Here is a 25,743-nt window from a genome sequence, read left to right on the forward strand (position 1 = left end):
CGCTCACCAGCGTCCGAGGGCCGCGTTGAGCACCGCGATCGCAGCAGGTCCCGCTGAGGACGTGCGGAGGATCGTGTTTCCGAGCCGTACCCGTTCGGCGCCCGCGGCGGAGAGCGCGTCGAGTTCATGGCCACTGATCCCACCCTCAGGGCCGACCACGAGCAGCAGGTCCTTGCCGTCCGGGTCCGGGGCGAGCGCACTGAGCCGATCCGTTGCTGTCGGGTCGAGGAGAAGAACCCGGGATGTCGCGGCCAGCCTTTCAAGGTCCGCGCTCGTCGCGAGTGGACCGACCTCGGGGACGTAGAAGCGGATCGACTGCTTGGACGCTTCCCGCACGATGGTCTCCCACCGGGAACGGCCCTTCTCTTTCTTGGCACCCTCCCAACGGGAGACGCTGCGAGAGGCTGCCCACGGGAGGATCGCTGACACTCCGAGTTCGGTTGCGGCCTGCACGGCCATCTCGTCGCGATCACCCTTCGCGAGAGCCTGCACGAGCACGAGACGGGGCGTGGGCTCCGGCTCGCTCTCGACGGAGGAGATCCGAACGCCGACCGTTCCCGGTTCGGTGGATTCGATCCTGCCCGTCGCGATCAGTCCCCGGCCGTTGCCGATCAGGATCTCGTCACCGACGCGCGACCGGTTCACGGTCACTGCGTGCTTCGCCTCGGCACCGGTGAGGTCGACGAGAGCCCCGACGGTGGTGCCGTCGAGGTCCTCCCGCAGGTAGAGGCTGCTCATGTCAGCCGAGGAAGCGGTCGCGCAGCTTCGAGAACAGTCCCTGCTGGAATGAACCGAGCTGGGCACCCTTCTGATCGCGCCCCGCGGCGAAGGTCTTGATCAGTTCGCGCTCACGGTGGTCGAGGCGGGTGGGGGTGACCACCTGCACGCCGATCCGAAGATCTCCTCGCCCGTTACCGCGCAACTTCGTGACTCCCCGCCCCTTGACGGTGAGCACCTCGGAGCTCTGAACACCCGGCTTCAACTCGACGTCGACGTCACCGTCGAGGGCGTTGATGGTTGTCGTGACGCCGAGGATGGCATCCGTCATCGGCACGTCGAGGGTGCAGAGCAGATCGTCGCCGTTGCGGCTGAACCGATCGTCGCTGCGCACCTTGATCTCGAGGTAGAGGTCGCCGTGCGGGCCGCCGGCCGGACCGATCTCGCCGCTGCCCGGCATCTGCAGGCGGAGTCCGGTGTCGACTCCCGCCGGGATATCGACGGGAACCGTACGGCGATCGCGCACGCGCCCCTGACCCTGGCAGGTGACGCACGGGTTGGGGATGACCGTCCCGTACCCGCGGCAGGTGCCGCACGGGGTCGAGGTCATGACGTTGCCGAGAAGCGAGCGGACGGCGCGCTGGATCGAGCCGGTACCGCGGCAGATGTCGCACGTGATCGGCGAGGTGCCCGGCTGGCAGCAGGATCCCTGGCAGGTGTCACAGAGAACCGCGGTGTCGACCTCGAGGTCGCGATGGGTGCCGAAGATGACTTCGGCGAGGTCCACCTCGACCCGCAGGAGCGCGTCCTGGCCGCGTTCACGACGCGATTTGGGTCCGCGTTGCTGCTGACCGCCGAAGAAGGTGTCGAAGATGTCGCCGAACCCGCCGAACCCGCCGCCCATTCCGCCGGATCCGCCCATGTCGTACTGCTGGCGCTGTTTGGCGTCGCTGAGCACGTCGTATGCGTGGGTGACTTCCTTGAACCGTTCGGATGCCTCTGCACCGGGATTCACATCGGGGTGCAGCTCGCGCGCGAGGCGTCGATACGCCTTCTTGATCTCGTCTGTGGTCGCTTCGCGCGACACTCCGAGAACTTCATAATGGTCAGCCACTCAAGGCCTTTCGTCGTGGGGTCGTCGTTGTGCTCGGGAAACGACCGGGGGGATGGTGAGCTGTGCCGAGTCCAGCAGGTCAGTTGTCGCCGAGCTGGTGCGACAGGTATCGCGCGACCGCTCGGACGGCTGCAAGATTGTTGGAGTAATCCATTCTCGTCGGTCCGAGCACGCCGAGTCTGGCAAGTTCGCCAGCAGAGGAACGATAGTTGCTCGCGATGATCGAGGTTTCCCCGAGCCCGAACGACGCGTTCTCCCGGCCGATCGACGCCGATACCCCGTTCAGATCGACCGCCATCTCGCCGAACAACCGCAGAAGCACCACCTGTTGTTCGAGGGCCTCGAGCACCGGGTAGATGCTTCCGGTGAAGTCGTCCTCCGTGCGGGCGAGGTTTGCGGCTCCGGCCATGACGAGTTTGTCGTGCCGGTACTCGTCGAACTGTTCGGCCAGGGCGTGGGTGACTCGGGCGACGAGCAGTTCGTCTTCCTGCTCGGATTCGGTGCGAATGGCGTCGAGGATCGCCGAAGATGCGTCGACGTTCGTTCCACCCAGTCTCGCATTGAGCCGACCCTTCAAGCGCTCCAGGCGTGGGGCGTCGACCGGATGTTCGATCTCGACAACGCGCTGCTCCACCCGCCCGGTGTCGGTGATGAGCACGGTCAGCAGACGGTGTTCGGTCAGGCCGACGAGCTCGACATGACGAACCTGCGCCCGGGCGAAGGAGGGATACTGCACGATCGCCACCTGGTTCGTGATCTGCGACAGCAGACGCACGGTTCGCAGGAGAACGTCATCCAGTCCGACCGACTGGCCGAGGAACGTTTCGATGGCTTCCCGCTGCGCCGGCGACAGTGGTTTGCGATCGGCGAGCTGATCGACGAAGAGGCGGTAGCCCTTGTCTGTCGGCACCCGTCCGGACGACGTGTGAGGAGCAGAGATGAGTTCTTCCTCTTCGAGCTGCGCCATGTCGTTGCGGATCGTCGCGGCGGAGACGCCGAATGAATGCCGCTCGACGATGGCTTTCGACCCGACGGGCTCACGGCTGGCGACATAGTCCTGCACGATAACGCGGAGGACTTCGAGGCTTCTCTCGGAAACCATGTGCCCCTCCTCCCGCTGAACCGGCCTCGAACCTTTGGCACTCCAAGACCCTGAGTGCCAATTCTAGCGCGCGCCTCGCGGGGGAGGTAATTGCCGAACGCCCTGAACAGCAGTACTTTTAGCTCAAGCCCGCCACGACAGTTCCTCAGCAGGAACGCGTATGGACGGGCGCACAGTGCATCAGCGCCACCGATCGAAAGGCTTGGCCATGACCGACCCCAACGCGCAACCCCCGGTTGATCCCGCCCAGAACCAGCCGCAGCAGGCGCCCCAGCCACCGCAGCAGCCCCAGGCACCGCAGCAGCCATACGGTGGCCAGCCGCAGCAGCCGTATGGCGGTCAGCAGCCGCAGCAGCCCTATGGCGGTCAGCAGCCGCACCAGGGCCAACAGGCTCCCTACCAGGGGCAGCAGCCGCCCTATGGCCAGCAGCAGTATGGCCAACAGCCTCAGCCCGGCCAGCAGCCTCCCCAGTACGGCTACCAGGGGCAGCAGCAGGCAGGAGCACCGCTCACGCAGGCAGAAGACAAGCAGTGGGCGTCGTTCGCTCACTTCGGTGGCGCACTCGGTGCGTTCCTCGGCGCCGGAACCGCTGGGTGGATCGCTCCGCTCATCATTTTCCTGGTGTTCAAGGACCGCGGACCGTTCACTCGCCAGGAGGCGAAGGAATCCCTGAACTTCCAGCTCACCGTGACGATCTTCGTTGTCGGACTCTACATCGTCGGCACGATCCTCGCCTTCGTGCTCATCGGCTTCCTGCTCTACCCGCTGGCCTGGATCGTCGGAGTACTCGGAATCATCTTCGGCATCATCGGCGGCGTCAAGGTCAACAACGGCGAGGCGTACCGCTACTTCTTCGCCTTCCGGATGGTGAAGTAAGCAACCGACCGGTTCATTCGGTCAGCCTGCGGACGACCGCGTCCGCGAGAAGCCGCCCGCGCAGGGTCAGTTCCACTGTTCCGCGCAGGGCGGCTTCGGCGTTCACGAGCTCGTCTGCGATCAGTCCCGCCACAGCCGTCCTGGCTTCTGCGGCGAGCGATGGGATTGCGATCCCCTCCCGCGTCCTGGCCTCGAGGAGAACCCGTTCGAGTTCCCTGGTCGAGGCATCGAGCGTCTCACGTCCGGCTCCGGGTGACAGGCCCTCGCTCATCCTGGCGGCATACGCAGCCGGATGCTTCACGTTCCACCACCGCACACCCCCGATGTGGCTGTGCGCCCCAGGCCCGATTCCCCACCAGTCCTGGCTACGCCAGTAGGCGAGGTTGTGACGCGAACGGAACTCGGCCCCCTTCGCCCAGTTGCTGACCTCGTACCAGTCGAACCCTGCGGCCGCGAGCCGTGCGTCGACGAGCTCGTACATATCGGCCTGCAGGTCTTCATCCGGTCGGGCGACGAGGCCTGACCGGATCTGACGTGCCAGTTTCGTGCCGTCCTCGACGATGAGCGAGTACGCCGACAGATGGTCGGGATGGGTGCTGAGCGCCGCATCGACGGATGCCGACCAGTCGTCGATGCTCTCCCCCGGTGTTCCGTAGATCAGGTCGACACTGACCTGTAGTCCTGCCCGCCGTGCCCAGTCGACGACGAGAGGCACCCGATCGGGATCGTGGGTGCGTTCGAGAGTGGCGAGCACGTGGGGAACGGCTGACTGCATCCCGAACGAGACACGCGTGAATCCTGCGTCCGCGAGGGTCGCCAAGTACTCGGCGTCGACGGAGTCCGGGTTCGCCTCCGTGGTGACTTCGGCTCCCGCGGCGATGCCGATCGAGTCGCGAACGGAATCGAGCATCCGCACCAGGTCGGTCGCCGGCAGGAGGGTCGGGGTGCCTCCGCCGAAGAACACGGTGCCTGCGGGTCGGTCGGAGAACCCGGTGGCGCGGAGGGTGGCACCGGCGAAAGCGACCTCGGCTGCGGCCTCCGACGCGTAATCCGACTGTTTCGCCCCACGCAGCTCGGTGGCCGTGTAGGTGTTGAAATCGCAGTAGCCGCACCGCACCCGGCAGAAAGGAACGTGCAGATAGACCGACAGCATCCGATCCGATGCGCCGTCGAGTACGGATGCCGGAAGGGCGCCATCGAGGGGCGCCGGGTCGGCGATGGGCTGGGGCCCGGCCATCAGGGAGACCGGAAGGGGATGCGGTTCACGTCAGGCCGTCGGGGTCGACCACAGCGGCGAGAGGGAGCGCAGGAATGCGGTGGTGAATTTCTTGCGCCTGGCCTTCACCAGTGGCGGGACGAGGCGGTAGAGCAGGGAGACGGATCGCGTGAACGAGCGCACCTCGAACCAGACGGAGTCGTCGTCGCGTCGCTCGACCCGGAACGACTCCTCGCCGCTCACGCGGTGGGCGCCGACGGTCCCGTACGCGAAGGACACCGATGTGGGTTCCTCGACGACGTAGACGATCCGCACCCGTTCGTCCATCCGGAACGCCCCGACATGCCCGCGGAGACGGGCCGTGGACCCCGACGCCACATATGGCGTGCCGTCGGCCGCGAACCGTTGCTCGCCGGACACGGCGATGGGTTCGAGGGCTGTTCCGTCTTCGGCGTATCGGATCCCGCCGTATCGCTGTCCGGCCTCGGCCTTGACCTCGAGAACGTCGAGTCCTGCACCGCGAAGCACGTCCCAGCTCAGCAGGGATGCGGTCGCCGACTCGAAACGCTCGACCCCGCTGCCGAGCCTGATGGACGCCTCATACGGTGTGAAGCCGCGCGGCGGGTAGGTCATCAGGTCGTGGGCCTGTGTCGCCCCGACCGCCGCATAGTCGACGGGCTGGTCTTCGAAGTTGCTCCGGCGCATCCGCTTACTTCTTGTCTTTCGTCTCGGTCTCCCCGGACAGTGCGGCGATGAACGCCTCCTGGGGGACCTCGACCCTGCCGACCATCTTCATACGCTTCTTGCCCTCTTTCTGCTTCTCGAGCAGTTTGCGCTTGCGGCTGATGTCGCCGCCGTAGCACTTGGCGAGAACGTCCTTGCGCATGGCGCGGACCGATTCCCTGGCGATGATCCTGGCCCCGATGGCAGCCTGGATCGGCACCTCGAACTGCTGCCGAGGGATGAGTTTCTTCAGACGTTCGGTCATCAGCAGGCCGTATGCATAGGCTTTTTCGCGGTGCACGATCGCACTGAACGCGTCGACCTGTTCACCCTGCAACAGGATGTCGACCTTGACGAGGTCGGCGCTCTGCGAACCGGACGGCTCGTAGTCGAGTGATGCGTAACCCTGGGTGCGGCTCTTGAGATGATCGAAGAAGTCGAAGACGATCTCGCCGAGAGGCATCGTGTAGCGCAGCTCGACCCGGTCTTCACCGAAGTATTCCATGCCGAGCAGGGTTCCTCGCCTGCCCTGGCAGAGTTCCATGATCGTGCCGACGTAATCCTTCGGCGAGAGGATGCCGACCTTCACCATCGGCTCCTCAACCGACGCGATCTTGCCGCCGGGGAACTCGCTCGGGTTCGTCACCGTGATGATCTTCTTGTCGTCGGTGGTGACTTCGTAGGTGACGCTCGGTGCCGTGGCGATGAGGTCGAGGTTGAATTCGCGCTCGAGACGTTCGGTGACGATCTCGAGGTGCAGAAGTCCGAGGAAGCCGCACCGGAACCCGAACCCGAGGGCGACGGATGTCTCCGGCTCGTAGTTGAGCGACGCGTCAGACAACTTGAGCTTGTCGAGGGCGTCGCGGAGCACCGGGTAGTCGCTGCCGTCGATCGGGTACAGACCGGAGAACACCATCGGTTTCGGGTCGGTGTAACCGGGAAGCGCCTGGGTCGACGGCTTCGTCGCGGTGGTGACCGTGTCTCCGACCTTCGACTGGCGCACGTCCTTCACCCCGGTGATGAGGTACCCGACCTCGCCGACACCGAGGCCTTTCGTCGGGGCGGGCTCAGGCGAGCTGACCCCGATTTCGAGCAATTCGTGAACGGCCCGTGTCGACATCATCTGGATGCGTTCGCGCGGGCTGAGGTGGCCGTCGATCATCCGGACGTAGGTGATGACGCCCCGGTAGGTGTCGTAGACCGAGTCGAAGATCATGGCGCGCGTCGGTGCGTTGGGGTCGCCGACCGGGTTCGGAATCTTCTGCACGACGCGGTCGAGGAGCTCCTCGACGCCGACGCCGGTCTTCCCCGACACCTTCAGAACGTCTTCGGGTCGACCGCCGATGAGATTCGCCAGTTCCTTGGCGTACTTCTCCGGGTCGGCGGCCGGAAGGTCGATCTTGTTGAGGACGGGGATGATCTCCAGGTCGTTCTCCATCGCCAGGTACAGGTTCGCGAGCGTCTGCGCTTCGATCCCCTGGGCGGCGTCGACAAGGAGGATCGCGCCCTCACACGCGGCGAGCGATCGGGACACCTCGTAGGTGAAGTCGACGTGGCCGGGGGTGTCGATCATGTTGAGCGCGTAGGTCTGGCCATCGAGCTCCCACGGCATCCGCACGGCCTGGCTCTTGATGGTGATGCCGCGTTCGCGTTCGATGTCCATCCGGTCGAGATACTGCGCGCGCATGTCGCGATCGGAGACGGCCCCCGTGACGGAGAGCATCCGGTCGGCGAGCGTCGACTTGCCGTGGTCGATGTGCGCGATGATGCAGAAGTTGCGGATGAACGATGGGTCGGTAGCGGCAGGCTCGAGTGCCTTCGCAGCTTTGGGGCTCACGCGTTCCTCAGGGTTTGTTGCTCGATGGGAATGGACTAACTCCCTATTGTCCCACGAACCGCAAGTGAGGTGATCCTGCGGTGCAGGCAACGGATGCCGTACATCCGTTCATCCGTCCCGAACGAGGGCGGTGTGGGCGCATAGCCGCAGCTTGTGACGGATGAAGGGGCCGCGAGTCGGGCGGCATCCGAACCACCCCCAGCCGCAGTTCGCGGTTCGCTCGCGACAGATTTCAGAGAATGCCCCAGAGGCTGGTATCGTTGCTCCTTGACTTGCGTGTGGGTCGCCCCGCACGATTTTCGCCGCAAAGCGCCCTCTCTCGCCCAGCGGCACTCCCATTCGAACACAACGGAAGCGTATAAACGTGGCAAACATTAAGTCGCAGATCAAGCGAATCGGCACCAACAAGAAGGCAACGGAGCGCAACAAGGCGATCAAGAGCCAGCTCCGCACCGTCGTCCGCCAGGCCCGCGAGGCCATCGTCGCCGGCGACAAGGTCAAGGCAGAGGCAACTCTCAAGACCGCCGCGAAGAAGCTCGACAAGGCCGTGAGCAAGGGCGTCATCCACCAGAACCAGGCAGCGAACCGCAAGTCGGCTCTCGCCAAGAAGGTCGCTGCACTCTAAGCAGCACGTCTTTTCACACAGGGCTCCGCTACTGCGGGGCCTTTTGTGTACCCCGATGCTCCCTCGACGGCCGATGCCGACGGCACCGTTTCGATCAGCGACCGCGCCCGGCCACGGTGTGGATCATTCGCTCCAGAGCGTAAACCGGGTCGCGCCCGCCACCCTTGACGTTCGCGTCGGTTTCAGCGAGCATCTGGATGCACCGCCCGAGGCCCTGATCGGTCCAGCCCGAAAGATCACGGCGTGCGCGGTCCACCTGCCAGGGTGCCAGACCGAACTGCCGTGCGAGGTCACCGGACGACCCGCGCCCGCCCTGGATCTTCGCCATCGTCCGGAGTTTGCTCGCGAACGCGGCGACGATCGGCACCGGGTCTGCTCCCGAGTCGAGGGCGTGGCGCAGTCCGACAAGGGCTTCGGCGTACCGGCCGGCGATCGCGGCGTCCGCCACCGCGAAAGCGTTGGTCTCCACCCGCCCGCCGTAGTAGCGGTCGACCGTGGCTTCGGTGATTTCTGAACCGCTGTCGGCGATGAGCTGGGCGCAGGCGCCGGCGAGCTCAGCGAGATCGTCTGCGAAGGCCGAAACCACCGCGCGAAGTGCCGCCGGCCGGATCGGCTTGCCCGCTGTCTTGAACTCGGCCGCCGCGAAATCGTACTTCTCGGACTCCTTCTTCAACTCGGCGCAGACCACCTCTATGGCGGATGCCTTGCTGGCCCGGACCGCATCGAGGAGCTTCTTGCCCCGGACTCCCCCGGCATGCCGCAGAACGACGTATGCGCCCTCGGCAGGCGACTCCAGGTAGGCGAGCGCTTCGGCCATGAATGAATCGGAGCACTTCTCGACGTTGGTCACCCGGATCAGCCGCGGCTCGCCGAACAGAGAGGGGCTTGCGAGGGTGATCAGCTCGCCGGGTGCATAGCTGTCGGCTTCGATGTCGTTCACCTCGAGGCTGGGATCTTCGGCTTTGAGGTAGTCGCGGAGCAACCGGATGGCCCGGTCGGCGAGGAAACCCTGGGTGCCCGAGACGAGGACGACGGGGGCCGGGCGAACGGAGTTCCAGCCCAGTTGGGGAATAGCGACCTTCGACGCCGCCTTCGCGGTGGTCGTACCACGCGCAGCTGCCACGGTTCACCTACCTTCCTCGACAAGACTACCGGTGACCTCCGACCCTCCTCAGCAGGCCCGTTCCGTCCAGACAGCCGGTTCCGATGCGGTTCCTCCGACCACGACGAGCCCGCACCGGTCGGTCCTGAAGGGCGTGGTGCCCACCTCGGCGAGCACGGCAAGGATCGAAGGGGTCGGATGCCCGTACCCGTTCTCTGCCCCGACCGACACGATCCCGATCCGGGCGGCAGCAGCCTCGTAGATACCCGGACTTTGATCGGCGGACCCGTGGTGGGCGACCTTCACGAGATCGACAGGACCACCGAGCCGGTGGCCGGCGACGATGCGGGCCTGTTCCCGTCCGCCGAGATCGCCGAGGAAGAGACCGCGGATGCCATCGGGGTGGTCCGGTTCGATAACGAGTGTCACGCTCGCCGCGTTCCCCTCCCAGAGCGAAGCGGATCGCGGCGGCGGCCAGAGCACCCGCCAGCCCGCGGCGCCCAACCGGCCCTCATCGCCGGAACTGACTCCTCGGACGACGGCACCGCCAGCAGCCAGCTCGGCGAGCATCCGTTCGTCTGCGGCGTTTTGTGGCGGGCCGGTGAGTACCTCGGCTGCGCGGCCGATCACGGCTCGCACCCCTCCGACGTGGTCGAGATCGAAGTGGGTGAGCACGAGCAGGTCGAGCCGGTCGATCGACAGCAGCTCCAGGCACTCCGCGACCGGGGCAGGCTCCGCGCCGGTGTCGATGAGCGCAACCGCCCCTGCGCTCCGCACCACGATCGCATCGCCCTGGCCGACATCGCAGGCGGCAAGGCTCCAGTCGTCCGGCATCGCCAGAGACGGCCCGATGCGCTGTGCGGCGAGAGTTCCCGCGTAGCCGCCTGTCGCGAGCACCAGCCCGGCCAGGCAGCACCCGGCGAGGAACCGCTTCCCGCGTTTCAGGGCAACGCCCCCGGCGACGGCGACCACGGTGAGCGCGGCGAGGCTGATCGCCCCTGCTGCTCCGGGAAGCCACGGCAGGGACGGGTTCGGTAGCGAGTGCACCGTTGTGGCGATTCCGGCGATCCAGCTGGCCGGGAGCCAGCCGAGCCACAGCAGAAGCCCGGCCAATGGTCCGCTGACGGGAAGCAGGATGCACCCCGCGAGTCCCAGGAGCGTCGCGAGCGGGGCCGCTGGCGCCGCCAGCAGATTCGCGGGGACGCCGAAGACCGGGAGCGCCGGGTTGAGGAGGATGAGCACCGGCTGGCAGGCGATCTGCGCCGCCATCGGCAGGGCGAATGCCGCAGCCAACCAGCGGGGCAGCACAGCGGAGAGCAAGCGGGTCAGCGGGCGGGTGAGTAGCAGCAGCCCGGCGGTGGCGAGGGCAGAGAGCACGAAGCCGTAGCTGCGTGACAGCCACGGGTCGGCGACCACGACCACGAGGACGACCAGGCTCAGAACGGGCAGCCCGGCGTGAGGTCGGCCGGCGCCGAGCGCGATCAGCACGGCGAGGGCCATGAGTGCGGCCCGAACCACGCTCGGCTCCGGTGTGACCAGCACGACGAACAGTCCGAGACCGACCAGGGCGCCGCTGATCCGTGCCGCCCGGGATGCTCCGCACACCGACAGCAGGCCGACGAGCACCGCCACGATGACCGCACAGTTCGCCCCGGACACTGCGGTGAGGTGGCTCAACGAACTCGATTTCATGGCATCGTCGAGTGAGGCACTCACCGCAGTGGTGTCACCGACTGCGAGGCCGGGTATCAGCGAGCCGCCGTTCCCCGGCAGGGAGGCCGCCGCCGAGACGAAACCTGCCCGCAGGTCCCGCGCCCAGGCCAGATAGCACGGGGGGCCTGACAGCACGGATACCGGTCGACTGGCGAAGAGAAGCACGGCGGCGCCGTCGCCGGGGTCGGTCAGTCGAGGAACGGCCACTACCTCGACGGCACTGCCGATGGCCACCGGTCGCTCGTCGTCGACCGTCGCGAAAACGAGTGCGGGTACCGCCGTGCGCCACCGTTGCTCCCCGATGCTCAGGGTGGTGAGAGTCCCGCGAATTCGTTGGGCAGTGCCGTCCTCGTCGTTTTCCCCGGCGCCGCCGGACCGGTCCCATACCGAACGACCGCCCCGTTCCTCGATCACCGACTTCTCGGTCACGTCCAGGATCACCGTCACGGTCCGCCCCGCGTCTGACGCCTCGACGAGCGGATGCGGTGTGCGGGCATCCGCCCTGGCGGCGACGGCCGTCGCAGCGAGCGCGGTCCCGAGAAGCGCCAGAGCGACGAGGGCCAGGCGGAGTGAGCTCACTTCGGCACTCGGATCATCGCGCCGGCTCGACCGCTGTCGGAGCACCACGACGCCGGTACACGCAGCCGCCGCGAAGAACGCCGCCACCGCGGTACCAGCCGCAGCACCTGGAATGCCGACCAGCACGACAGCTGTCAGCCATGCTGATCCGGCCGAAAGTACGATCCGGAGCGCGGGTGTCATACCGTGACCAGGTCGCGGAGGCCTTCGAAGGTCTTGTCGCCAATACCCGCCACCCCGAGGAGATCGTCGACACTCGTGAAACCCCCGTTTTCATCTCGCCAGGCGATGATGCGCTCGGCCATGGCCGGACCGATCCGCGGAAGAGTCTCGAGTTCTGAGCTGGTCGCCGTGTTGAGATTCACCTGTGCCCCTTCGCCGCCAGGAGCGGCCTCGCCGGGCGGAGGCGCGGCACCACGGACAGGGACAAGAATCTGTTCGCCGTCGCTGAGAAATCGCGCCAGGTTCACGGCCTGAGGGTCGGCTTCAGCGGTGTATCCCCCCGCAGCGGCGATGGCGTCGACCACGCGATCACCGTCCCGGAACCGGTAGACCCCTGGACTCGAGACGGCACCAAGGACATGGATGTACACGACGGCACCCGATGGTGCACTCGCCGTGGCGGTCGGTGTTCCTGAATCAGGCAGGGTGGTCACCTGTCCTGCCCCTCCGGAGAGGGTCACGACCACAGCGGCGACGAGTCCGCCGAGAAGCAGCAGCACGAGCGCTCCGACGCCGAGACGGATGCCGGACGAACGGCGCGACGCGAAAGGCAGACGCTCGGCGACACGGCTTCCGGGCGACCGCGCAGGGGCATGCCTGGCCATGTCGCCCAGCTAACCGTTCAGAAGGGCCCGCCGAGCGGTGGGGCGTCGAACTGGGGAGAGCGCACGAAGCGCCCGCCCCTGTGCAGGGACGGGCGCCGGCGTCACGCTGGATGTTACGGCTTCGTTGCGATACTCACGACCCGTGGGGGACGCACGACGACGTTGACGACCGACCGGTCCCCGATCGTCCGCTGGACGGCGGCGGATGCGCGGGCGAGTGCTTCGAGTTCGTCTGATCCGATCTTCGGCGAAACCTCGAGCCGGTCGCGTACCTTGCCGTCGACCTGCACGACACAGGTCACTGATTCCTCCACGAGGAGTGTCGGGTCCGCCTTGCGCCAGAGCACGTGCGCAACGGTGGGCTCGTAACCGAGCTGGTGCCACATGTCTTCAGCCGTGTACGGCGCGAACAGGTTGAGGGCGACTGCGGTGACTTCCGCTGCCTCGCGCACCGCAGCATCCGCAGGCCCTGCACCGGTGTCGATGACCTTTCTCGTGGTGTTCACGAGTTCCATCAGCCGGGCGATGACGACATTGAACTTGAACGATTCGACCAGGCCGGGTGCATCGGCGAGGAATCGGTGCGTGGCCCGGCGCAGCGCAGCATCCCCGGTCTTCCACACCACGTCAGGGGCGCTCGTGACATCGTGGGCGACGCGCCAGGCTCGTGCGAGGAATTTCGCGGACCCGGCCGGGGACACATCTGCCCAGTCGATATCGTCTTCGGGCGGTCCGGCGAAGACCAGCGTGACCCGAAGCGCGTCCGCACCGTACTGCTCGAGCTCGCTGGCGAACTCGACGAGGTTGCCCCGGCTCTTCGACATCTTCGAACCGTCCATGAGCACCATGCCCTGGTTGAGCAAGGAGGTGAACGGTTCGGTGAAACCGAGGTGACCGAGGTCGTAGAGCACCTTGGTGATGAAGCGCGAATAGAGCAGGTGCAGGATGGCGTGCTCGACACCGCCGACGTACTGGTCGACCGGAGCCCATTTGTCGGCCTGGCGCGGGTCGAACGCCATGGTGTCGGACTGCGGGTTCAGGTACCGCAGGTAGTACCAGGAGCTGTCGACGAAGGTGTCCATCGTGTCGGAGTCGCGCTTCGCCGCCGCCCCGCAGCGCGGGCACGGCACGTTGATCCAGTCCTCGGCGGCTCCGAGCGGGCTGGTCCCCTTCGGCTGCAGGTCGAGGCCATCAGCCGGCGGCAGCTGAACGGGGAGCTGGTCCTCTGGCACAGGAACTTCGCCGCACACGGTGCAGTGGATGATCGGAATCGGGGCGCCCCAGTAACGCTGCCGTGAGATCAGCCAGTCGCGCAGGCGGTAGTTCTTGGCAGGCGTGCCGAATCCGGATGCTTTCAGCGCATCGGTGATCTTCGCGATCGCCGTGTTCTTGCTCAGCCCGTTGAACGGCCCTGAATTGATCAGACGGCCGGGTCCGACCAGTGCCTCGCCGGTGTCTGCGGGGTTGGTGAGTGGCAGGTCGTCTGGCAGTTCGCCGTCGACGAGGACCGGGATGGCACCGGTCACCGGCTGGTTGGTGTCGACCACCACACGCACAGGAAGATCGAATGCCCGGGCGAAGTCGAGGTCGCGCTGGTCGTGCGCAGGCACTGCCATGATCGCGCCGTGCCCGTAATCGGCGAGAACGTAGTCGGAGACCCAGATCGGGAGGCGTTCGCCGTTGAGCGGGTTGGTCGCGTAGCGACCGAGGAATACACCGGTCTTCTCGCGTTCGGTGCTCAGCCGGTCCATGTCGGTCTCACCCTTGACCCGGTCGAGGTACTCGGTGAACGCCGCCTTGATCTCGTCCGACGTGTCCTCGACGAGCTCGGCCGCCAGCTCGGAGTCGGCGGCGACGACCATGAACGTCACGCCGTACAGCGTGTCAGGGCGCGTCGTGTACACGGGAACCGGTTCCGCCCTGCCCTCGATGACGAAGTTGACGTCAGCACCCGTCGAGCGCCCGACCCAGTTGCGCTGCATACTCACGACCTTGGTCGGCCAGGCGCCTTCGAGCTGTTTGAGGTCGTCGATGAGCCGGTCGGCGTAATCGGTGATCCGGAAGTACCACTGCGTCAACTTCTTCTTGGTGACGAGGTTGCCGCAGCGCTCACAATGACCGTCGACAACCTGCTCGTTCGCGAGCACTGTCTGGTCGAACGGACACCAGTTGACGGCACTGGCCTTGCGGTAGGCGAGGCCCTTCTCGAACAGCTGGAGGAACAGCCACTGGGTCCAGCGGTAATACTCCGGGTCGGAGGTGTGGATCTCACGGTCCCAGTCGAACGACGGCGCATAGGTCCGAAAGCTGGACTTCTGCTGGGCGATGTTGTCGTAGGTCCAGCCACGAGGGTCGACACCGCGCTTGATGGCTGCGTTCTCGGCCGGCAGACCGAACGAATCCCAGCCGATCGGGTGGAGCACGTTGAAGCCCTGCTGGCGCCAGTATCGCGCAACGACGTCACCGAGACCGAACGCCTCAGCGTGCCCCATGTGCAGGTCGCCCGACGGATAAGGGAACATGTCGAGCACGTACTTGCGGGGGCGTTTGTCGGCCTGGTCGCTCGTCGCGAACGGCTTCATCCGGTCCCAGACCGGCAGCCACTTCTCCTGGATGGCGGCGAAATCGTACTTCTGACCGGCCTGGTTCTGCTCGTTCGACACGTGACTCTCATTCATCAGGGGGAAGACAGGTGGGGCGCTTTCCGAGCCACCCGAGGTCCAAGGATCTAGCCTACTCACTGTTCCACGACGCCCAGCGCGGCGAGAAGTGCGGCCGCCTTGATCCGCGTTTCCTCGATCTCTTCCGCGGCAACCGAGAGAGCAGTGATGCCTCCGCCCGTGCCGACGGATGCTCCCGTCCCGTCGATCAGGATGCTGCGGATGACCATGGCGAGATCGACGGCGCCGTCAGCACCGAGGTAGCCGAACGCCCCCGAATACACGCCGCGCGGGCCGGCCTCGAGGCGATCGAGGATGGTCATCGCCGAGAGCTTGGGCGCCCCGGTCATCGACCCTGCCGGGAATGCGGATTCGACGGCATCCACCCCGCTGATACCGGGAGCCAGTGAAGCGGTCACCGTGCTGACCAGCTGGTGGACCTGTGCATAGCTCTCGACCGCGAGGAGCTGTGTGACACTGACACTCCCGGTCACGGCGACGCGGCCGAGATCGTTTCGCATCAGGTCGACGATCATGAGGTTCTCGGCGCGCTCCTTCTCACTACCGAGCAGCTCCGCCTCCAGCGCCGAGTCCGCCTCGGGTGTCGATCCGCGAGGCCTGGTCCCCTTGATCGGCCGCGTGGTGACGGCGCCGTCAGGGCTGACCGTGAGGAACTGCTCTGGCGACGAACTCACCAGGGCGACGCCGTCGCAGCGGAGAAGGCCGCCGTGGTGACTGGGGCTCGCCTGCCGCAGCCGGAGGTACACCTCGACCGGGTCGAATTCGCCGTCGACGACGACCTCGTTGGTGAGGCACAGCTGGTACGCGTTGCCGGCGCGGATCTCGGCCTGAGCCTCGTCGATGAGCGTCGCATAGTCGGTCGGCGAATGACGCCACCGGGCGACGTGCTTCTCCGGCAGCCGGGCGGCACCGTCGTCAGGGTCGGGCAGGCCGGCCAGCGCCGACAGCCAGCCGAACGGCCGGGAAACCGAGGGGCCAGGGCTGCTGTGCGCTGTTTCGAGTGCAGTGACGGTGCGGGCGGCGTGGTCGAACACGAGCATCCTGGCCGGCCGGATGAACGCGGCGTCCGGGTACCGGGACGGATGCGACGGGGTCCCCGTCGACCTGGCGCCGGCTTCGTACCCGATCCACCCCACCCAACCCGGTGAGAACTGGCCGGCAGGCACCCGCGCCTGTTGGCCGGCGATCTCCTGGCGGAGCGCATCGAAGATGGTGCCGGGCGAACGGCTCGCCGACCCGCCGCTCCGGGAGAAGCCGACGGTCAGGTCGTCGACGGATGCCGTAAGCAGATCGACTCCATCGCCCAGGTAGCTGAACCCGGATGTCGCCGCGACGCCGCTGTCGAGCCAGAACGCGCGGTCCGACTCGGCAAAGAGCGCGAGGAACGCGGATTGCGGGTCCACCCACGCCGTCAGTCTCCTCGACGGCACGCTGGCATCCACGTCGTCCAGTGTAGATCGCGCGGGCATCTGCCCAGCCCCGGTGGGTACAGTGCGCTCATGGGCCTGATCACAGTGATGACCGATACCGGCATGCGCGCCATGAACGCGGTGCATCGAGCGATCCTGGTCGTCAGCCGCGGCCGGCTCGGCTGGCAGATCGGACGCCTCGTCGTCGTCGAACTGCATACGACAGGACGCTCGACGGGCGTCCGCCGTTCGACGATGCTCACGTCGCCCGTGCAGAAGGACGGCAGGTACGTTCTCGTTGCGTCGAAGGGCGGTGACGACAGGAACCCTGCGTGGTACTCGAACCTCTGCGCCTCCCCCGAGGTCGAGTTGACGATCCGTGGCTCGACCCGTCTGTTCACCACGCGGACCGCGTCGGCGGAAGAGAAGGCGCAGCTCTGGCCGCAGATCGTCGCCGCCTACCCGGGATATGCCGGGTACCAGCGGAGGACAGACCGCGACATCCCGGTGGTGATCTGCGACCCCGTCGTTCGTGAGACCGACTGAGTCGTCACAGTCATGACCGACCCGCTGCCACCCTGAGCAGTTCTCGCGCGCGGGCAAGCCACAGGCTCACATCGGAGTTCTCGGAGAACTCGGCGTACGTCCGCTGCAGAGCGAATCGGATCACGGTGTATGCCAGGGCGACAACCATCTCGGCTTCATCGCGCAGCCCGTCCGTCGGCCGCCCCGCCGCCCGGAACCGGTCGACGACGAGATCGGCCAGGTTCCGCTCCTGAGCGGTCATCCATTCCAGTTGCCGCCCGAGAAGTTCCGGCGTACGGGTGACCAGGCGAAACCGGGATCGCAGCAGAGCGGCATCCTGTGGGATGTCCAGAAACGGAGCAGCGATGAGGGCAGCGAGTTCGCCCACGACGTCCTCGCCTCCGCCCTCGATGAACCTGAGGGTCGCGGACTCGGTCAACGGCGCGGGTGCCGCGCCGAGGAACGCATGTTCCTTCACGCCGAAGTAATTGAAGAACGTCCTCGGCGACACCCCCGTCGCGTCGCAGATCATCTCAACAGTGACGTTCTCGTAGCCGAGTTCCAGGCCTAGCGCGACCGCCGCATGTTCGATCGACGATCGGGTTGCCGCTCGCTTGCGGGCCCTCAGACCGTCCGGGCGCTCCGTGTCGATTGTCATCCTTCTTTCTACCGCACCCGGCTGCACTGGCGGAGAAATCACTCTGCCGATCGGCGGGCCGATTCGGTGAGGATGCCGTCCCTCACGCGCAGGCGTCGATCCACCAGCCCGGGAGGGACGTCTGCGTGGGAGATGAGGACGATTGTCCGTTCCTCACGCCCGCCGGCTCGCAGCAGGTCGCGCAGCAGAGTATCGGCGAGATCGGCCTCCACATTCGCCGTCGGCTCGTCGAACACGAGAACAGGAAAATCGTGCAGGAGCGCCCTGGCCAGAGCGATCCGCTGGGCCTGGCCCCCGGAGACCAGCGCCCCTCGCTCGCCCACGCGGGCGTCGAGCCCGCCCCTCGATTCCAGCCAGTCAGCCAGACCGACCCGTTCGAGTACGTCGAGCAGCTCGTCGTCAGTGGCCGTATCCCGCGCGAACAGCAGGTTCTGCCTCACGCTTTCGTCGAACAAGTACGGGGTCTGCTCGCACAGTCCGACCGCCATCCGCACGGCGTCACTGCCGACTCGCCTGACGTCCTGGCCGCTCAGCTCGTAGAGACCGTCGTGGTCGAGGAAACGGACGAGCAGGTGAGCGAATGTCGTCTTGCCTGACCCGCTCGGTCCCTCGACCAGGATCCGCTCTCCGCGCTGCACCCGAAGCCTCGGCACGACAAGGGCCGGATCAGGCCGTCCGGGCCAGCGCACAGCCACGTCGCGAAGCTGGATGACCGGGGCGGCCGAGTCAGGGCGCACGACCTGGTCGCCGGTGTCTGCTGGTACCTCGGGCGGCGCGATCGAGGGAGCAACATCTGAGACCCGTGATGCACTCGATTTCACCTGGCGCCAGGCCCCCACGGCGAGGGGGACGGCCGCGAGAATCTCGAAGACGGCGAGGGGAACCAGGGCGATCACCGCGAGAGCCGGCCCTGAGATACCCCCGGCCACGCCGACTGCCGGGATTCCGGCAATGAGCGCCCACACGACGGCCAAGCCGGAAAACAGGGAGAGAACAGCGGCTGCGAGACCTGCTCCCCCTGCTCGTCGTGTCAGCGCGCGGGTGAGTGCTCTGTCTGCGGCGATCACCCGCGCCCGCGCTTCCGGTTCGGCACCGTAGGCGATGAGCACATCCAGGCCGCCGAGATAGTCGAGCAGTGCGTCTGCGAGTGCCGATCGATGTGGGGCGATCGATCGCTCTGCTGATGCCGCCACCGACGACGACGCAAGGGTCCCCAGCACGAACGCGGCGATCAGGCAGAGCGCCAGTCCACCGGCCGCTGCCGGAGACAACAGGGCAACAGCCCAGACGGCGATCGCCGCAATACCGAGAGACGTGACGAGGGGCTGCACGACCCGGAGCGGGAGGTTCTGAAGCTCGTCGACGTCGGACACGAGGGCCGAGAGCAGCGAGCCGCGTCGGCGGCGCCCCAGCCCGTCAGGGGCGAGCGGGATCAGGCGGCGCAGCAGGTCGACCCTCACGACTTCCAGCTGGCGGAAGGCGGCGTCGTGACTGGCGAGCCGTTCGAGGTACCGGAACACCGCGCGTCCGAGAGCGAACGCCCTCACCCCGACCACGGCCATCGACAGGAAGAGGATCGGTGGTTGTTCGGCTGCGCGGGTGATGAGGAACGCGCTTGTCGCCAGCAGAGCGACCGTCGAGAACGCCGCGAGGATGCCGAAGGCCATACCAGCGAACCAGCTCGCTGTCCGGGGCTGGGCCGTGCGCAGGACCGCTCGGGCACCTGACTGCACCCGCATCACGACCTGACCGTCTGTCGGATCGGAACGACCGGGACGACCGCATCCGCTGCGGAAATGATTGCCACCCGATGGCTCACAATGAGCACCGTGACACCGTCGTCGGCCAGCAGGCGCAAACCGGAGAGGAGCCGTCGCTCGGTGTCATGGTCGAGCGCCGAGCTCGGTTCGTCGAGCAGGAGAACCTGGCATCCACGCTCGAGGGTGCGATGAATCGCACGGGCAACAGCAACCCGCTGCGCCTGGCCTCCGGAGAGCCCCGCCCCTCCTGGACCGACCACGGCGTCAGCGGAAACGTCGTGCGCAGCGGCCAGGTCGAGCGCACGCCTGATCAGCTCGGGTTGCGGCTCTCCGGAGCCGAGTGAGACGTTGCTTGCCACTGTCCCGGAGACGAGCGATGGGCGCTGCCCGGTCCAGGCGAGCCACGGCCGTTCTGTACTCCTCGAATCGATCAGACCGCCGCCCAGCGTGATCGAACCCTCGTGCCGCGCGAATCCGGTCATTGCCGCAAGGAGAGTCGACTTGCCTGCTCCGCTCGGCCCGGTGAGAACGGTGACAGTGCCCGGTGTGAACGACCCGGACACCGGCTCAAGGACGGGACCACTGCCGTAGTCGACGCCGACCCGCTCAAGCGTGAGCGTCCCACCCCCGTCGGCAGGAGCCCGGGAGGCGACAGGAGCCACCTCGTCGAACTCTGCCTGCCGGTCCTCGTCGAGGATCGAGAACGCATCCTCGGCCGCTGCGACTCCCTCTGCGGCCGCGTGGAAGTTGGCGCCGACCTGCCGCAGCGGCAGAAATGCTTCGGGTGCCAGGAGCAGAACGAACAGTCCAACGGACAGATCCATCGAGCCATCGACGAGTCGAAGTCCGACCGAGACCGCCACGAGCGCTACCGACAGGCTGGCCGCGAGTTCGAGTACGAAGCCCGAGAGGAAGGCCACCCGCAGCACGCGCATGGTCTCGACCCGGTAGTCCCGAGTGATTGATCGCATCCGTTCGATCTGGCGGTGCTGTCTGCCGAAGATCTTGAGCGTCGCGAGACCCCCGAGCATGTCGATGAAGTTCGTGGACAAGTTCCCGAGCACGTCCCACTGGCGCCGCTGCACAGACTGGGTCGCCCACCCGATGAGAACCATGAAGACCGGGATGAGAGGAAGTGTCACGAGGATGAAGATCGCTGAGACGAGGTCCTGGAAGAAGATGATCGCCACGATCACCGGAGTGACGACGACGGTCAGCAGGAGTTGCGGAAGATACTTCGCAAAATAGTCGTCGAGCGCATCCATGCCCCGGCCGAGAAGAGTTGTCACCCTGCCGTCGCTCGACGTCGACAGCCACGCGGGCCCGAGCCGCCGTACCGCCGCGAGTACGCGCACCCTGAGCTCGCTCTTCACCCGGGCGGCACCGTGGGCGGAGAGAAGATCCTGGGCGTAGAGCAGCGCGGCCCTCACGGCTCCGACGACCGCAAGGGCTCCGACCTGTGGCAGGAGCGATTCGAGACTGTCGCCGGCGACCGCCCCGGTGATGCAGGCGGTCAGCAGCCAGGCGAAGGTCACAATGGTCACTGTCGTCGCGACTCCGACGGCGAGGCCGCCGGCGAGCAACCACCGCGCACTGACCGCGTAACGAAGGAGGCGTGGGTCGAGGGGGCGCACGTTTACAGGCTAGTGCGCGGCACCGGCGCCGACCTCGACGGTGCTGCGGGTAATCCGCTTGCGGAAGATCCAGTAGGTCCAGCCCTGATAGGCGAGGATCAGCGGCAGGAAGACCAGCGCTGTCCAGCTCATCACCTCGAGCGTGTACGGGCTCGACGAGGCGTTGGCGATTGTGAGGCTGTTCGCTGGATCGTTGCTCGCTGGCATGACTCCGGGAAAGAGCGCCGCGAACAAGGTCAGGACGGCGAAGGCGATGGTCGCAGCCATGAGCCCGAAAGCGATCCCCTCTCTCCCCCGCATGTTCGCGAGAACGGATGCCACGAGGGCGACGGCGGCCAGAACGGCGAGAACCGCAGCGGGTACGGTGCCGAACGCGAGGACCGTCCAGGCCAGGAACCCGGCTGCGACGACGACTGTGATCAGCCCGGCGCGGAACGCGAGCAGCCGTGCCCTTTCACGGATCTCACCGTCGGTCTTGAGGGCGACGAAAAGAGCGCCGTGGGTGAAGAAGAGCAGCAGGGTCGTCACCCCGCCGAGGAGAGCGTAAGGGTTGAGCAGGTCGAAGAACGTTCCGATGTAGTTGTGTCCCTCGTCGAGCGGGACACCCTGAACGATGTTCGCGAACGCGACGCCCCAGAGCAGAGCGGGCACGGCTGAGCCGATCACGATCATCCGGTCGAAGCGGAGCTTCCAGGTGCGTTCCGGGCGCTGGTGCCGGTACTCGAACGACACCCCCCGGATGATCAACGCGACCAGGATCAGCAGGAGTGGCAGGTAGAAGCCGCTGAACAGCGTGGCGTACCACTCGGGGAACGCCGCGAACAGTGAGGCACCCGCGACGATCAGCCAGGTCTCGTTGAGATCCCACACCGGACCGATCGTGTTGATGAGCACGCGCCGGTCTGTGTCGTCCTTCGACAGGAACGGCAGGCTCATGCCGACGCCGAAATCGAACCCGTCGAGAACGAAGTAGCCGACGAAGAGGAAGGCGATGAGAAAGAACCAGAGGACTGCGAGATCCATGTCGGACTCCTAATAGACCGTCGAGTGGACGAGGGGCTTGCCGGTTTCTTCGTCGGTCTCGGGCACGTCGTCCGGACCCTTCTGCGCGGCTTTCTTGATGAGGCCGAACTCGACGACGGCGAGCGAGCCGTAGAGGAGCGTGAAGACGACGAGTGAGATCAGGACTTCGACGCCGGTGACTCCCGGTGACACCCCGTCCTCCGTCTTCAGCAGGCCGAACACGAGCCAGGGTTGCCTGCCCATCTCGGTGAAGATCCAACCGACGATCATCGCTCCGAGCGACAGCGGGAACGACCAGACGGCTGCTTTCCAGATCCACTTGTTCGTCGGCATGCGGCCTTTGCGGGTGAGCCAGAGACCGACGACCGCGACGAAGATGTGCAGCAGTCCTAGACCGATCATCCAACGGAACGACCAGTAGGTCACCCAGACGATCGGGGTGTAGTCGCCTGGACCGTACAGCGTGACGTATTGCTCCTGCAGGTTGTTGATGCCTTCGACGGTCCCGTCGAAGGTGTGAGTGGAGAGGAACGACAACAGGTATGGGATCCGGATGGAGAACAGCTCGTGCACGCCGTCAGGGGTGCCGAGCGTGAAGATCGAGAACGAAGCATCCGCACCACTTGCCGTGTCGTACATCGCCTCAGCCGCCGCCATCTTCATCGGCTGGGTCGCGACCATGGCGAGGCTCAACTGGTCACCGGCGAGCACGGTGAGCCCGCCGGAGACGATCATGCCCCACAGACCGAATTTGAGCGCAGGCCGCATGGTCTCGAGGTGCTGGTTGCGTGACAGGTGCCAGGCCGCGACGGTGATGATGAGGCCAGACGACACCATGAAGCAGGCGAAGATCGTATGCGGGAACGCGGCGAGAGCGACCGGGTTCGTGAGAAGTTCGACGATGCTGGTCAGCTCGGCGCGGCCCTTCTCCTCATTGATTCGAAACGCCACCGGGTTCTGCATGAACGCGTTCGCCGCGATGATGAAGTAGGCCGAGAGGATGCTGCCGGTCGCCACGACCCAGATCGTCGCGAGGTGCAGCTTCTCCGGCAACTTGTTCCAACCGAAGATCCACAGACCGATGAAGGTCGCCTCGAGGAAGAAGGCGAGCAGCCCCTCGAACGCGAGGGGAGCGCCGAAGACATCACCGACGAAGCGGGAGTAGTCGGACCAGTTCATGCCGAACTGGAACTCCTGGACGATCCCGGTGACAACGCCCATCGCAAAGTTGATGAGGAAGATCTTGCCAAAGAAATGGGTGAGCTGGAGGTAGTGGGGCTTTCCTGTCCGAACCCAGGCGGTCTGGAAAATCGCCACGGTGAGCGCCATCCCGATCGTGATCGGTACGAAAAGAAAATGGTAGATCGTCGTCAGTCCGAACTGCCAGCGAGAGAGCAGCAGCGGGTCGAGTAGCTCGTTCACGTCACCTCCCGACGGATTTCTACAGCGTGTAGAAGCGTCTGCCACCGAGTCTACGGCGCATTTCTACGCTCTGTAGAACGTTTTTCTACCTTTCGTAGAAATTACTTCGACATCGCGGTATTCTCGTCATATGGCAACTCTCGGAGAACTCGAACGCGCAGTGATGGACGTGCTGTGGAACACAGACGAAGCCGTGAGCGCAAACGATCTCAGGGACCGCCTTGACGCCGCAGAAGACGGCTCGGCCCGTGACGTCGCCGTGACGACGGTTCTCACTGTTCTCTCGCGGCTCGAGACCAAGGGGTTCGTCTCGCGAGACCGTGCCAGCAGACCGCACCTCTATCGCTCCGTCACCACGCGGGCCGATCACACCGCCGGCCTGATGCACGAGGTCCTCGGCACAGCCCCCGACCGAGACGCCGCCCTGGCACGGTTCATCGGCCAGGTCACGCCGGCAGAAGCCGAGACGCTGCGTACCCTGCTTGGCTCGATGTCGCCGAACGAACGCTGATCGAACACCCCGGTAGGCTCCGAGAGTGATGTTGTTCGCCTCGGTGGCGCTTGCCGCCCTCGCCGTGCTCCTGGCATGGCCCGTACCCCTGGTCGTGGCCAGGGCGAGCTGGCCGAGTCGTGCGCCTGGCACCGCACTGGTGCTCTGGCAAGCAGTCGCACTTGCGGGAGGGCTGTCGATGATCGGCTCGCTCGTCACCTACGGCCTCATCCCGTTCGGCTCGACGATCTTCGAGGGGCTCTCGCAGCTCGTCCACTACTTCTTCGCCGGCACCCTGCCACCTGCTGCGAATCTGGCGCACATCTTCGCGCTGTGTCTCGCCGTGCTCCTGGCCGGCCACCTCCTCCTCAACCTCGGCCTCACACTGGTGCGGACAGAACGCCAGCGCTCGAGACACCTCTCCCTCATCAACCTGCTCAGCGCACCCATGCCTGACCGGCCGGGCACCCGGGTACTCGATCATCCGGCACCGGTCGCCTACTGCCTGCCAGGGATGTCGCGCTCGGTGACCGTTCTCTCCGAAGGGCTCGTCACGCTGCTCGACGCCGATCAACTGCAGGCCGTCATCGCCCACGAACGCGCGCACCTCCGCCAGCGTCACCACCTCGTCCTCGTGGCGTTCAAGTCTTGGCACACCGCCCTGCCGTGGTTCCCGATCGCGAACCGTGCAGAAACCGCCGTCGGGCTCCTCGTCGAAATGCTCGCGGACGATCAGGCCAGACGGGTCGTCGGTGACGCTACCCTCGCCACCGCGATCGCGCTCGTGGCATCCGAGGGCGCCGACCGCCCGGAAGGCTCCACCCTCGAGGGGCTCCACGCCGGAGACACGGCAACCGGATTCGCCAGTCAACGTGTCAAGCGCCTGGTCGACCACCAGGAACCGCTTTCCGCGGCTGCGCGAGCCTCTGTCTTCGCCGCGGCGACGCTCCTGCTGCTCGCACCGACCGTGCTGTTGGTCCTCATCTGATTCGCCTAGGCTGTGTCTGGTGAACGAGATATTGAGCTGGATCCTTGACCTCGTTCAGAGTGTCGACCCCGTTCTTCGAACGGCACTGGCCGGGATCGCCATCATGCTCGAGACATCCGTCCTCGTCGGGCTGATCGTCCCGGGAGACACCGTCGTCATCGTGGCGAGTACCGCCGTGGACGGCCCTGTCGAGTTCGTCTCACTCGTGATCGTCGTCGTCGTCGGCGCGCTGGTCGGCGAAAGCATCGGATTCGCACTCGGACGATTCTTCGGACCACGCATCCGCGGCAGCAGGCTCGGTCGAAAGATCGGCGACAGGCACTGGCAGCGGGCCGAGAACTACCTTGATCGCCGCGGAGGCATCGCGGTCTTCATCTCACGGTTTCTGCCGGTCCTACATTCCCTGATCCCCCTGACGGTCGGCATGAGCACCATGAGCTACCGCAAGTTCATCTCCTGGACCGTCCCGGCCTGCCTTCTCTGGGCCATCACCTACGTCTCGGTCGGCTCGGCCGCGGCGGGAACCTACCGGGAACTCGCTGACCGCCTGCACTATGCCGGATACATCTTCGTGGGAATCATCGCAGCGTTCCTGGTCGTCATTTTCATCGTCAAAAAGGTGCTGAACCGCACTCAGGAACGCCACATGAATCAGGCCGGGGATGGCGACGCGAACACCGTCGACGATGACGGGATGCCGTCGCGGTGATGTGAGCATGCC

22 protein-coding genes are annotated in these 25,743 nt (G+C 66.1%); 6 read left to right on the forward strand and 16 right to left on the reverse strand.

The window, feature by feature from the left end; all coding sequences use genetic code 11:
• Positions 1 to 3: 3 nt before the first annotated feature.
• The 3 genes from IWX78_RS05970 to hrcA form a co-directional block, all read right to left on the reverse strand.
• Positions 4 to 738 carry a 16S rRNA (uracil(1498)-N(3))-methyltransferase gene (locus IWX78_RS05970; RefSeq protein ID WP_196832576.1) on the reverse strand — a complete coding sequence of 245 codons (735 nt, stop codon included), beginning with the start codon at positions 736 to 738 and terminating at the stop codon, positions 4 to 6.
• Position 739: 1 nt separating this feature from the next.
• Entirely contained in the window at positions 740 to 1,831 is a 1,092-nt protein-coding gene (gene dnaJ, locus IWX78_RS05975; protein WP_196832577.1) for a molecular chaperone DnaJ, read from the reverse strand.
• Positions 1,832 to 1,910: 79 nt separating this feature from the next.
• Positions 1,911 to 2,933: a heat-inducible transcriptional repressor HrcA gene (gene hrcA, locus IWX78_RS05980; RefSeq protein WP_196832578.1), complete on the reverse strand. Its 1,023-nt coding sequence runs from the start codon at positions 2,931 to 2,933 to the stop codon at positions 1,911 to 1,913.
• Between the two features lie 208 nt (positions 2,934 to 3,141).
• Here hrcA and IWX78_RS05985 point away from each other — a divergent pair, with 208 nt between their 5' ends.
• Positions 3,142 to 3,810 (forward strand): DUF4870 domain-containing protein, encoded by a 669-nt coding sequence (locus tag IWX78_RS05985; protein ID WP_196832579.1) that lies wholly within the window; start codon positions 3,142 to 3,144, stop codon positions 3,808 to 3,810.
• 13 nt (positions 3,811 to 3,823) lie between these two features.
• On the opposite strand, the gene hemW is transcribed toward IWX78_RS05985, so the two are convergent.
• From hemW to lepA, 3 genes are read right to left on the reverse strand one after another with little or no spacing between them, the layout of a single operon-like run.
• Positions 3,824 to 5,047 carry a radical SAM family heme chaperone HemW gene (gene hemW / locus IWX78_RS05990; RefSeq protein WP_196832580.1) on the reverse strand — a complete coding sequence of 408 codons (1,224 nt, stop codon included), beginning with the start codon at positions 5,045 to 5,047 and terminating at the stop codon, positions 3,824 to 3,826.
• A 30-nt stretch (positions 5,048 to 5,077) separates the two neighbouring features.
• A complete protein-coding gene (locus IWX78_RS05995; RefSeq protein ID WP_196832581.1) occupies positions 5,078 to 5,731 on the reverse strand; it encodes a DUF1990 family protein in 654 nt (217 codons plus the stop codon).
• 4 nt (positions 5,732 to 5,735) lie between these two features.
• On the reverse strand, positions 5,736 to 7,586 hold the full coding sequence (gene lepA / locus IWX78_RS06000; protein WP_196832582.1) for a translation elongation factor 4: 1,851 nt from the start codon (positions 7,584 to 7,586) through the stop codon (positions 5,736 to 5,738).
• A 364-nt stretch (positions 7,587 to 7,950) separates the two neighbouring features.
• On the opposite strand from lepA, the gene rpsT reads away from it, so the two are divergent.
• Positions 7,951 to 8,211 (forward strand): 30S ribosomal protein S20, encoded by a 261-nt coding sequence (gene rpsT, locus IWX78_RS06005; RefSeq protein WP_196832583.1) that lies wholly within the window; start codon positions 7,951 to 7,953, stop codon positions 8,209 to 8,211.
• Between the two features lie 94 nt (positions 8,212 to 8,305).
• Here the strand turns inward: rpsT and holA are convergent, their stop codons facing one another.
• The 5 genes from holA to IWX78_RS06030 form a co-directional block, all read right to left on the reverse strand.
• Positions 8,306 to 9,334 (reverse strand): DNA polymerase III subunit delta, encoded by a 1,029-nt coding sequence (holA, locus tag IWX78_RS06010; RefSeq protein ID WP_196832584.1) that lies wholly within the window; start codon positions 9,332 to 9,334, stop codon positions 8,306 to 8,308.
• Positions 9,335 to 9,382: 48 nt separating this feature from the next.
• Positions 9,383 to 11,605: a ComEC/Rec2 family competence protein gene (locus IWX78_RS06015; RefSeq protein WP_196832585.1), complete on the reverse strand. Its 2,223-nt coding sequence runs from the start codon at positions 11,603 to 11,605 to the stop codon at positions 9,383 to 9,385.
• 179 nt (positions 11,606 to 11,784) lie between these two features.
• Complete coding sequence (locus IWX78_RS06020; protein ID WP_196832586.1) at positions 11,785 to 12,432, reverse strand: helix-hairpin-helix domain-containing protein; 648 nt, start codon at positions 12,430 to 12,432, stop codon at positions 11,785 to 11,787.
• A gap of 113 nt (positions 12,433 to 12,545) precedes the next feature.
• The gene (gene leuS, locus IWX78_RS06025) at positions 12,546 to 15,110 is read right to left on the reverse strand and encodes a leucine--tRNA ligase (protein WP_442929213.1); all 2,565 of its coding nucleotides are present in this window, start codon (positions 15,108 to 15,110) and stop codon (positions 12,546 to 12,548) included.
• A gap of 59 nt (positions 15,111 to 15,169) precedes the next feature.
• Positions 15,170 to 16,555, reverse strand: a complete 1,386-nt coding sequence (locus IWX78_RS06030) for an anthranilate synthase component I family protein (RefSeq protein WP_334684583.1) — start codon at positions 16,553 to 16,555, stop codon at positions 15,170 to 15,172.
• A 57-nt stretch (positions 16,556 to 16,612) separates the two neighbouring features.
• Between IWX78_RS06030 and IWX78_RS06035 the strand changes: the two genes are divergently transcribed.
• The gene (locus IWX78_RS06035) at positions 16,613 to 17,068 is read left to right on the forward strand and encodes a nitroreductase/quinone reductase family protein (RefSeq protein WP_196832589.1); all 456 of its coding nucleotides are present in this window, start codon (positions 16,613 to 16,615) and stop codon (positions 17,066 to 17,068) included.
• A 10-nt stretch (positions 17,069 to 17,078) separates the two neighbouring features.
• Here the strand turns inward: IWX78_RS06035 and IWX78_RS06040 are convergent, their stop codons facing one another.
• From IWX78_RS06040 to IWX78_RS06060, 5 genes are read right to left on the reverse strand one after another with little or no spacing between them, the layout of a single operon-like run.
• Complete coding sequence (locus IWX78_RS06040) at positions 17,079 to 17,705, reverse strand: TetR/AcrR family transcriptional regulator (protein ID WP_196832590.1); 627 nt, start codon at positions 17,703 to 17,705, stop codon at positions 17,079 to 17,081.
• A 38-nt stretch (positions 17,706 to 17,743) separates the two neighbouring features.
• On the reverse strand, positions 17,744 to 19,444 hold the full coding sequence (gene cydC / locus IWX78_RS06045) for a thiol reductant ABC exporter subunit CydC (protein WP_196832747.1): 1,701 nt from the start codon (positions 19,442 to 19,444) through the stop codon (positions 17,744 to 17,746).
• A complete protein-coding gene (gene cydD / locus IWX78_RS06050) occupies positions 19,444 to 21,099 on the reverse strand; it encodes a thiol reductant ABC exporter subunit CydD (RefSeq protein ID WP_196832591.1) in 1,656 nt (551 codons plus the stop codon). The genes cydC and cydD overlap by 1 nt, the downstream gene beginning before the upstream one ends.
• 9 nt (positions 21,100 to 21,108) lie before the next feature.
• Positions 21,109 to 22,122, reverse strand: a complete 1,014-nt coding sequence (gene cydB / locus IWX78_RS06055) for a cytochrome d ubiquinol oxidase subunit II (RefSeq protein WP_196832592.1) — start codon at positions 22,120 to 22,122, stop codon at positions 21,109 to 21,111.
• 9 nt (positions 22,123 to 22,131) lie between these two features.
• Positions 22,132 to 23,544 carry a cytochrome ubiquinol oxidase subunit I gene (locus IWX78_RS06060; protein ID WP_196832593.1) on the reverse strand — a complete coding sequence of 471 codons (1,413 nt, stop codon included), beginning with the start codon at positions 23,542 to 23,544 and terminating at the stop codon, positions 22,132 to 22,134.
• A gap of 130 nt (positions 23,545 to 23,674) precedes the next feature.
• On the opposite strand from IWX78_RS06060, the gene IWX78_RS06065 reads away from it, so the two are divergent.
• The 3 genes from IWX78_RS06065 to IWX78_RS06075 are packed head-to-tail and all read left to right on the forward strand — an operon-like array spanning position 23,675 to position 25,731.
• A complete protein-coding gene (locus IWX78_RS06065; RefSeq protein WP_196832594.1) occupies positions 23,675 to 24,055 on the forward strand; it encodes a BlaI/MecI/CopY family transcriptional regulator in 381 nt (126 codons plus the stop codon).
• A 28-nt stretch (positions 24,056 to 24,083) separates the two neighbouring features.
• Positions 24,084 to 25,022 carry a M56 family metallopeptidase gene (locus IWX78_RS06070; protein ID WP_196832748.1) on the forward strand — a complete coding sequence of 313 codons (939 nt, stop codon included), beginning with the start codon at positions 24,084 to 24,086 and terminating at the stop codon, positions 25,020 to 25,022.
• A gap of 19 nt (positions 25,023 to 25,041) precedes the next feature.
• Positions 25,042 to 25,731 (forward strand): DedA family protein, encoded by a 690-nt coding sequence (locus tag IWX78_RS06075; protein ID WP_196832595.1) that lies wholly within the window; start codon positions 25,042 to 25,044, stop codon positions 25,729 to 25,731.
• The last annotated feature ends 12 nt before the right edge of the window (positions 25,732 to 25,743 follow it).

The organism is Mycetocola sp. CAN_C7, assembly GCF_015752285.1.
Classification (GTDB): domain Bacteria; phylum Actinomycetota; class Actinomycetes; order Actinomycetales; family Microbacteriaceae; genus Mycetocola_A.

Coding starts and splice junctions, on each gene's coding strand:
- IWX78_RS05995 (WP_196832581.1), bottom strand. CDS start 5,731: ATGCGCCGGAGCAACTTCGAAGACCAGCCCGTCGACTATGCGGCGGTC.
- leuS (WP_442929213.1), bottom strand. CDS start 15,110: ATGAATGAGAGTCACGTGTCGAACGAGCAGAACCAGGCCGGTCAGAAG.
- cydB (WP_196832592.1), bottom strand. CDS start 22,122: ATGGATCTCGCAGTCCTCTGGTTCTTTCTCATCGCCTTCCTCTTCGTC.
- IWX78_RS06035 (WP_196832589.1), top strand. CDS start 16,613: ATGGGCCTGATCACAGTGATGACCGATACCGGCATGCGCGCCATGAAC.
- IWX78_RS05985 (WP_196832579.1), top strand. CDS start 3,142: ATGACCGACCCCAACGCGCAACCCCCGGTTGATCCCGCCCAGAACCAG.
- hemW (WP_196832580.1), bottom strand. CDS start 5,047: ATGGCCGGGCCCCAGCCCATCGCCGACCCGGCGCCCCTCGATGGCGCC.
- IWX78_RS06020 (WP_196832586.1), bottom strand. CDS start 12,432: ATGGCCAGGCATGCCCCTGCGCGGTCGCCCGGAAGCCGTGTCGCCGAG.
- IWX78_RS06070 (WP_196832748.1), top strand. CDS start 24,084: ATGTTGTTCGCCTCGGTGGCGCTTGCCGCCCTCGCCGTGCTCCTGGCA.
- IWX78_RS06040 (WP_196832590.1), bottom strand. CDS start 17,705: ATGACAATCGACACGGAGCGCCCGGACGGTCTGAGGGCCCGCAAGCGA.
- hrcA (WP_196832578.1), bottom strand. CDS start 2,933: ATGGTTTCCGAGAGAAGCCTCGAAGTCCTCCGCGTTATCGTGCAGGAC.
- IWX78_RS06065 (WP_196832594.1), top strand. CDS start 23,675: ATGGCAACTCTCGGAGAACTCGAACGCGCAGTGATGGACGTGCTGTGG.
- IWX78_RS05970 (WP_196832576.1), bottom strand. CDS start 738: ATGAGCAGCCTCTACCTGCGGGAGGACCTCGACGGCACCACCGTCGGG.
- cydC (WP_196832747.1), bottom strand. CDS start 19,444: ATGCGGGTGCAGTCAGGTGCCCGAGCGGTCCTGCGCACGGCCCAGCCC.